9 protein-coding genes are annotated in these 8,070 nt (G+C 40.3%); 1 reads left to right on the top strand and 8 read right to left on the bottom strand.

All coding sequences use genetic code 11. The annotated features are described in order from the left end of the window. Positions 1–72 precede the first annotated feature (72 nt). A complete protein-coding gene (locus DVW83_RS04575; protein ID WP_104661244.1) occupies positions 73–1,104 on the top strand; it encodes a hypothetical protein in 1,032 nt (343 codons plus the stop codon). Between the two features lie 74 nt (positions 1,105–1,178). Here DVW83_RS04575 and DVW83_RS04570 read toward each other — a convergent pair whose 3' ends face one another. The 8 genes from DVW83_RS04570 to fabD are packed head-to-tail and all read right to left on the bottom strand — an operon-like array spanning position 1,179 to position 8,060. Then, a complete protein-coding gene (locus tag DVW83_RS04570; protein WP_104661243.1) occupies positions 1,179–1,964 on the bottom strand; it encodes an acetyl-CoA carboxylase carboxyl transferase subunit alpha in 786 nt (261 codons plus the stop codon). Continuing rightward, on the bottom strand, positions 1,957–2,826 hold the full coding sequence (accD, locus tag DVW83_RS04565) for an acetyl-CoA carboxylase, carboxyltransferase subunit beta (protein ID WP_104661242.1): 870 nt from the start codon (positions 2,824–2,826) through the stop codon (positions 1,957–1,959). The genes DVW83_RS04570 and accD overlap by 8 nt, the downstream gene beginning before the upstream one ends. After that, positions 2,827–4,206 carry an acetyl-CoA carboxylase biotin carboxylase subunit gene (locus DVW83_RS04560; RefSeq protein WP_104661241.1) on the bottom strand — a complete coding sequence of 460 codons (1,380 nt, stop codon included), beginning with the start codon at positions 4,204–4,206 and terminating at the stop codon, positions 2,827–2,829. It abuts the gene before it with no gap. Between the two features lie 7 nt (positions 4,207–4,213). Continuing rightward, positions 4,214–4,633: a 3-hydroxyacyl-ACP dehydratase FabZ gene (fabZ, locus tag DVW83_RS04555; RefSeq protein WP_005876277.1), complete on the bottom strand. Its 420-nt coding sequence runs from the start codon at positions 4,631–4,633 to the stop codon at positions 4,214–4,216. A gap of 23 nt (positions 4,634–4,656) precedes the next feature. Continuing rightward, positions 4,657–5,139, bottom strand: a complete 483-nt coding sequence (accB, locus tag DVW83_RS04550; RefSeq protein WP_174784254.1) for an acetyl-CoA carboxylase biotin carboxyl carrier protein — start codon at positions 5,137–5,139, stop codon at positions 4,657–4,659. 2 nt (positions 5,140–5,141) lie between these two features. Further along, a complete protein-coding gene (gene fabF / locus DVW83_RS04545; protein WP_104661239.1) occupies positions 5,142–6,377 on the bottom strand; it encodes a beta-ketoacyl-ACP synthase II in 1,236 nt (411 codons plus the stop codon). 19 nt (positions 6,378–6,396) lie between these two features. After that, the gene (gene fabG, locus DVW83_RS04540) at positions 6,397–7,134 is read right to left on the bottom strand and encodes a 3-oxoacyl-[acyl-carrier-protein] reductase (RefSeq protein WP_104661238.1); all 738 of its coding nucleotides are present in this window, start codon (positions 7,132–7,134) and stop codon (positions 6,397–6,399) included. Next, the gene (fabD, locus tag DVW83_RS04535; RefSeq protein WP_104661237.1) at positions 7,125–8,060 is read right to left on the bottom strand and encodes an ACP S-malonyltransferase; all 936 of its coding nucleotides are present in this window, start codon (positions 8,058–8,060) and stop codon (positions 7,125–7,127) included. The genes fabG and fabD overlap by 10 nt, the downstream gene beginning before the upstream one ends. Between the last annotated feature and the right edge of the window lie 10 nt (positions 8,061–8,070).

The following is an 8,070-nucleotide window of genomic DNA, read 5'->3' as shown; positions in this document are numbered from 1 at the left end:
AACAATAATTTTATTTTCATTTATAAAAAGGCTTCATCAGAACAAACTATACTATAAAAAAGGAGTATTTATATGAAAACAATCAATTTACTAGGAGTAACAGCTATTTTGGCATCAACTATTTTAGCAACTACACCCGTGAGCGCTATAGATCAAAATTTAGAGGAAACAACTTCTTCCCAAGAAATTGCTCAGACAACCCCAGTATTTTCTTCTGTTCAAGCACGGACACTCGCTGAATTTAGAGGATTTTCTCATAAGCTATCTCACTTAATGTATTTGAATCAAGAAATTAGTTGGCCAGAATATGTAGGGATGAATGGCCAACATGATCCTGCGGTGAATCTTAGAGAAAAAGTAACTATAAATGATGATATAACTGCTTCAAAAACAGAATATGCTGTACTAGATAGCCAAATTTTCGTTAATAACGGCAATCATAGCCAAAGTCAAGACATCCCCGCATTTCAGTATACCGCAGATAATGTGGTTACCACAATAAGCTCACAAGTGGCTGGAATTCCAAAAGTAGTAGGAGGAGAGATTACCGTTCCTTTAAGTACTGGAAAAATGAACGTTAAAGCTGAGTTTGATTACTCATCTATAGATCCACACATTGTTAATACTCAACTAACATTTCATACAGTGGAAGATTCAATTGAGTTAGCCCCTAATCAAATTTACTTAGTTGAATGGGGAATCAAACGGGAATCATTTACTGGGAGTGCTGAATTAGATTATAATGCTTATGGAGCTGTGCCCTACAAATACGTTCAGTCTCAATTAGATGTAGAGGGGTTGCCTATGGGTCAAGCAATGAAAGAATATGATAGATTAATCACGCGTTTCCCTAGTGCAGCGGACGAGTCTTATCTTAATGGAATGGACCTTAGTCGTTATGCACCTTTTACTTCCAACATCCGTAACCAATATAAAATCCAAACAAACCCTGTGGTGGATCGTAACCTAGGTAAAGCAACTTATACTGTACGTCAAGCAACAGAATTAGTAAGAAATACTTACAATATTACGGGTAGAAGTGCTGCAGACAAGGGTGAGCCAATTGAAACAAAAACATTTTCTATTGATGAATTAGCAAAATAATCAAAACAAATAAAAGAGCATGTACGTTCTCTTTAGCAAAAAGAGAACGTACATGTTTTTCATTGATTTATCCATTAAAATTTTCGGAAACGTTGGTAACGTCTTTCAACCAATTCTTCTACGGAAGTTTGGCATAGTTCAGTTAGTTTTTCAATCAATGCTTTTTGCATCATTCGACTAACTTTTTCTTTACTTAACGGTTCACCATTGAAGGTTTCAGGGATCACATGATCGATCACCTCTAAATCAAGCAGTTCGGTAGCCGCAACTTTCATCAATTCAGCTGCTTCAGCTGCACGACTACCATCTTTCCATAAAATCGAGGCAAACCCTTCAGGAGACAAAACAGCATAGATTGTTTGTTCCAACATCCATACTTCATCTGCTAGTCCAAGTGCTAACGCACCTCCACTACCTCCTTCACCAATGATAATAGCAATGATTGGTACTTTTAGATCCGACATCTCTAGTAAATTCCGTGCAATTGCTTCACCTTCACCACGTTCTTCCGCACCGATCCCACAATAAGCCCCGGCTGTATTGATTAATGTAATCACTGGTCTTTTGAACTTCTCTGCTTGTTTCATTAAGCGTAAAGCTTTACGATATCCTTCCGGATGAGGAGAGCCAAAATTTCTACGGATGTTTTCTTGTAGATCTCGCCCTTTTTGGATGCCGATCACTGTCACAGGTTTTCCGTCCAATTTAGCCACGCCCCCGACAATCGCTTCATCATCCCCAAATAATCGATCACCATGAAATTCTCGAAACCCTTCAAAAATATTTTCAAAAAAATCCAGACTTGTCCAACGATCTTTTTCGCGTGCCAGTTGAACAATTTCATGTGCTGTTCTATCCACGATTTATCCAACCTTTCTGCGTATGCAATTCAAGCAATTCATGTATCGTCTTCTTCAGTTCTTTTCTTGGAACGATTTCATCCACAAAACCGTGTGCCAGTAAAAATTCAGCTTTTTGAAAATCATCAGGAAGTTCTTGTTTGATCGTCTGCTGGATCACACGTCTACCCGCGAAACCAATCAAACTTTGTGGTTCCGCTATGATGACGTCACCTTCCATAGCAAAACTTGCTGTTACACCACCAGTAGTTGGATCAGTCAGTACAGTCAAATAAAACAAACCAGCGTTGCTGTGTCGTTTCACAGCTGCGGAGATTTTTGCCATCTGCATCAAAGAAAAAATACCTTCCTGCATTCTAGCTCCTCCCGAAGCTGTAAATAAAACAACTGGTAACTGCTCCTTTTCTGCTCGTTCAAATAATCGTGTGATTTTTTCACCGACCACTGTGCCCATGCTTCCCATGATGAAATTGGAGTCCATGACACCGACAGCAAAACTTAGACCGTTAATCGTTGCTTTACCTGTAAGTACAGCCTCATGCAAACCCGTCTTTTCTTGCATTTTATGAATTTTTTCTTGATAACCAGGAAATGCTAACGGATCTTTCGTAATCAGTCCCGTATCCCATTCCTCTAAACTTTTCTCATCAATGATCAATGCAAGTCTTTGCCAGGCACTGATGCGAAAATTATAGTCACAATGAGGACAGATTTTTTCCTCACCAATATCTTTTGTATAAATGATATGCTTACAGTTTGGACATTTCGCCCACATATTGTCTGGAATAGACGGAGCATTCGTTGGCTTTTCTTCTCTATTGGGATTGATTCGAATGTATTTTTTCTTCTTGAACAAAGCCATCTACTCGTCTCCTATCTCCGTTTCGGCTGACCAATTCGGTAAAAATTCTTCTTGTAAAAAAGCAGTGCTGTAGTCTCCAGCGATGACCGCTGGATGACTGATCAGATCCATCTGGAATTCAGCATTTGTAACAACCCCATCTGTCACGATTTCGCTGAGGGCACGTTGCATCTTCATCAGTGCTTCAAAGCGTGTATCGCCATGAACGATCACTTTTGCGATCATTGAATCATAATAAGGAGGGATCGTGTAACCAGAATACACAGCACTATCGACACGAAGCCCCATTCCTCCTGCTGGTAATAACAGATTGTGGATCGTACCAGGGGAAGGCGCAAAATGAAACGCCGGATTTTCAGCATTGATCCGACATTCAATCGCATGACCAGAGAAAATCACCTCATCTTGCGTGATTTCTAATGGACATCCAGAAGCAATCTCGATCTGTTTTTTTACTAGATCAATATTAGTGACCATTTCTGTTACAGGATGTTCAACTTGGATTCTTGTATTCATCTCCATGAAATAAAATTCCCCAGATTCGTCCATCAAGAATTCAATCGTTCCTGCATTTTCGTAATTCACCGCTTTAGCTGCACGAACTGCAGCAGCGCCTAAGTTGTCTCTCTTACTTTGAGAAATAGCGACGGATGGAGATTCTTCTAACACTTTTTGATTGTTTCGTTGTAAAGAACAATCCCTTTCACCTAAATGTAGGACATTCCCGTAATGATCCCCTAATATTTGTACTTCGATATGTCTTGCTGGATAAATGATTTTTTCTAGATACATCTCATCATTTCCAAAAGCTGCTGCCGCTTCTTGTTGGGCCGAAGAAAAATGCTGTGGTAATTCTTCTTTAGATAAAACTTTTCGGATCCCTTTTCCACCACCGCCAGCTGCTGCTTTTAGCATGACAGGATATCCAATCTTATCTGCAATTTCTAATGCTTCTTCCACCGTTGATACTACACCGTCACTGCCGGGAATAACGGGAACATTTGCCTCTTGCATTAGATAACGTGCATTGATTTTATTTCCCATTGCATCGATCGTGGCACTTTTAGGTCCTATAAACGCAATATTGCATTCCTCACACATCGAAGCAAACCGACTATTTTCTGACAAAAATCCGAAGCCAGGATGTATTGCTTCTGCTTTTGTCACGATGGCAGCACTTAAGACTTCTTGCACATTCAAATATGAATCAGTCGCTTTAGCTGGTCCTATGCAGATGGCCTCATCTGCAAGTTGCGTATGAAGCGCATCAGCATCTGCCTGTGAATACACAGCAACAGTTTGAATCCCAAGCTCACGACAAGCACGGATAATTCGTACGGCAATTTCACCACGATTCGCTATCAAAACTTTTGAAAACATAACTCACCTATCCAATCATAAAGGTTAATTCAGCTTCAGCAACTTTTTTGCCGTCCACTTTTGCGATTCCTTTTCCGATACCTGCAGAAGATTTGATTTTAGTGATTTCAACTTCAAGGTATAATGTATCTCCTGGTGTTACTTTACGGCGAAATTTTGCTTTATCTAAGCCGCCAAAGTAAGCCGTTTTTCCTTTAAACTGTTCTAAAGACAATAGAGCAACTGCTCCAGCTTGTGCCATCGCTTCTACGATCAAAACCCCTGGCATAACAGGTTCTTCCGGAAAATGTCCTTGAAAAAATGGTTCGTTGATCGTCACATTTTTTTTGGCAACGATCCGCTCTCCTTCAATCATTTCCTCTACTCGATCAATCAGTAACATCGGATAACGATGCGGAATAATTTCTTTGATTTCTTGAATGTTCATGTTGTCCCTCTTTCCTGATTTACTTAGTTTGGTTGAATTCTGAAGAGTGGTTGCCCATATTCTACGATTGCTTCATTTTCTACAAGGATCTCAACGATCTGACCATCCACTTCACTAGTGATCTCATTCATCAGTTTCATCGCTTCAATGATACAAATCACTTCACCTTTTGTTACTTTATCGCCCACTGATTTGAATTGTGGTTTATCTGGTGCAGGTTGTAGATAAACGATCCCAACGATTGGAGAGTTTACTTCAATACCATCAAATGATTCAGTCGCTGTTTGCGTAGTTTCTTTAGAAACTTCAGGTCTAGTTGAAGATAGAACACCCGGTTCAGCCATCACATCGTTGGGAACTTCCACTGTTGACGTAGGAGATGACATTCCGCGACTTGATTCATTTTTATTCATGTATAATTCGAATTGCCCTTCTCGAAGATCAAATTCTGTAAGAGAAGATCCGTCAAATTGGCTGACTAATTCTTTGATTTCATTGATATTCAACATTATTCCTCCCAACGTTTCATACACAAGACTGCGTTGTGCCCACCAAAGCCTAAAGAATTGCTCATCGCATAAGTCAGTTCTGCAGGTTTGCTTTCATTGATCACAACATTCAAGTCGATTTCTGGATCTTGTTTTTGAACATTGATATTCGGTGGAATAAATTGGTGTTCAAGGGCCATCAAGGTTGCTACCGCTTCAATTCCTCCAGCAGCACCTAATAGATGTCCTGTCATGGATTTTGTGCTACTGACATAAGTTTCTTTAAAACTATCTCCCAAAGCAATGCGAATCGCATTTGCCTCTGCCTGATCATTCGCAGGTGTACTTGTACCGTGTGCATTGATATAGCCAACTTCTTCTGGAGTGATACCTGCTTCTGCCATCGCTAATTTCATTGCTTTTGAAGCACCAGAGCCATCAGGTGTTGGAGCTGTCATATGGTACGCATCACAATTTGAACCATACCCTACGATTTCTCCGTAGATTTTAGCACCACGAGCTTGTGCATGTTCCAAAGATTCGATAACTAACACACCAGCACCTTCACCCATGACAAAGCCATTTCGTTCTTCATCAAATGGAATAGAACCACGAGTCGGATCTGTGGAACGAGATAAAGCAGTCAATGCTGCGAATCCAGCAATCCCCATTTCACAAATCGTTGCTTCCGTTCCACCTGCTAAGATGACATCAGAATATCCATGTTTGATGTTGCGGAAAGCTTCTCCAATCGCATTGGTTCCGCTTGCGCATGCTGTTACGATGGCTGTACAGATACCTTTTGCACCTACACGCAAGGCAATATTACCGGCTGCCATGTTGGCAATAGACATCGGCACAAACATTGGTGATACTCGTTGAGGTCCCTTATCGTGCATTCGGATAACTTGATTTTCGATCGTTGGTAAGCCACCGATCCCTGATCCAACAATGACTCCGAAACGATCTTGGTCGATTTCATTTTTATTTAACCCGCTCATCCCCATTGCTTCTAAGGCTGCATAGATACCATAAATCGAGAACATATCCATACGTTTGCTATCTTTTTTTACAAAATATTTATCATAAGGAAAATCTTTTACCTCTCCTGCTAAAGTGATGCCTGTTTCCGTGGCATCAAATTTTGTAATGGGTGCAATCCCATTTGTTCCTTTTTGCAAACTTTCTAAAAAGCTCTCGGCATCATTACCGATTGGTGAAGTGACACCATAACCAGTGATTACTACTCGATTCATTGATTTATTTCCTCCTTGTTTATCCGTGCATGACCAATCCACCATCGACATTGATGACTTGTCCAGTAATGTATGGACTCTGTGCCAAGAATATTGCTGTATTTGCGACATCTTCGACCTGTCCAAAACGTTGCATTGGGATCTGCTTTTCTACTTGTTCTTTGACTTTTTCCGATAATACTTCTGTCATATCTGTAGCAATAAATCCAGGAGCAATTGCGTTACAAGTAATACCCCTAGTTGCCACTTCTCGAGCAACAGACTTTGTGAAACCAACTACGCCAGCTTTGCTTGCTGCATAATTTGCTTGACCGACATTGCCAATCAATCCTGAAACACTTGATATGTTGATGATTGCACCAACTCGTTTTTTCATCATTTTCTTTAAAATGTGCTGAGTCATATTGAATGTTCCTGTCAAATTGATATCTAAACATTTTTTGAAATCTTCAGCCGTCATTCGCATCACTAGTTTGTCATTTGTGATCCCGGCATTATTGATCAATATGTCGACAGAACCTAATTTCGTCTCTGCTTCAGTGATCATCATTCCAGCTTTTTCATAATCTGAAATGTCTCCAGAAACACCAATGCACTCTACTCCTAACGCTTTGATCTCTGAAATTTTTTTCGGTGGGATCTCTCCTCGTCCATTAAGGATGATATTTGCCCCTTTTTTTGCAAAAGCGATAGCTACTGCTGCTCCGATTCCTCTAGTACTACCTGTGATAAACACATTTTTTCCTGTTAGCTCCATGATATACCTCCGATACTTGTCATTGTTTCCTCAAAAGTTGCTTGATTCTCGACTCGTAGAACTGGGATCGATTTGTCGATTTTTTTCATAAATCCACTAAGTACTTTTCCAGGACCAACTTCAATGACCCGTTCGATCCCCTGATCTTTCAACCGATGGATACCTTCATAAAAACGAACCGGCTTCATCACTTGCTGTTCAAGTAAAGTCGGTATGCGTTCCTTTGTCATTACTTCGGTTGTTGTATTACTGATAACTGGGATTTTGGGTTCATCGAACGCAATATTTTTTAACTCTGTTGCTAATTTCTCTGAAGCAGGTGCTAAAATAGCAGTATGGAAAGGTCCACTGACATTCAACGGGATCATTCGTTTGATTCCTTGCTCTTGCAGTAAAGCAACTGCTTGATCCACAGCCTGTTCTTCTCCACCGATCACGATTTGTTGTGGTGTATTGTAATTTGCTGGTGAGACGATACCTAGTTCTTGTGCTTTTTCACAGCATTTTTCAATGACTTCGATAGGTGCATTCATCACAGCAACCATCTTGCCACTACCAGCAGGAGCTGCTTCTGTCATATAGGCACCTCTTTTTGCTACTAGTGCAACGGCTTCAGCAAATGCTAATGCCTCACTTGCAACTAACGCAGAATATTCTCCTAGACTAAGTCCCAAAGCTGCTTGCGGAAAAATCCCATGTTTCTTCAATAAGCGCTGATAAGCGATACTAACAGTTAGAATTGCCGGTTGTGTGTACATCGTTTGATTCAATTTTTCATTTTCTGAAAAGCATAATTTCGCCATGTCATAGCTTAAAATCTCGCTTGCTTCATCAAATGTTTTTTTTACGATTGGCTCATGGTAGAGGTCTTGCCCCATCCCTTGATATTGAGCGCCTTGTCCACTAAATAAAAATGCTGTTTTCATTTATTTTCTC

This window comes from Enterococcus sp. VV15, from assembly GCF_005236045.1.
GTDB lineage: Bacteria > Bacillota > Bacilli > Lactobacillales > Enterococcaceae > Enterococcus_B > Enterococcus_B durans.
Note: the sequence above shows the minus strand (reverse complement) of the source record. Positions and strands in the feature narration are given on the sequence as shown.

Coding starts and splice junctions, on each gene's coding strand:
- DVW83_RS04575 (WP_104661244.1), top strand. CDS start 73: ATGAAAACAATCAATTTACTAGGAGTAACAGCTATTTTGGCATCAACT.
- accD (WP_104661242.1), bottom strand. CDS start 2,826: ATGGCTTTGTTCAAGAAGAAAAAATACATTCGAATCAATCCCAATAGA.
- DVW83_RS04560 (WP_104661241.1), bottom strand. CDS start 4,206: ATGTTTTCAAAAGTTTTGATAGCGAATCGTGGTGAAATTGCCGTACGA.
- fabZ (WP_005876277.1), bottom strand. CDS start 4,633: ATGAACATTCAAGAAATCAAAGAAATTATTCCGCATCGTTATCCGATG.
- fabF (WP_104661239.1), bottom strand. CDS start 6,377: ATGAATCGAGTAGTAATCACTGGTTATGGTGTCACTTCACCAATCGGT.
- fabG (WP_104661238.1), bottom strand. CDS start 7,134: ATGGAGCTAACAGGAAAAAATGTGTTTATCACAGGTAGTACTAGAGGA.
- fabD (WP_104661237.1), bottom strand. CDS start 8,060: ATGAAAACAGCATTTTTATTTAGTGGACAAGGCGCTCAATATCAAGGG.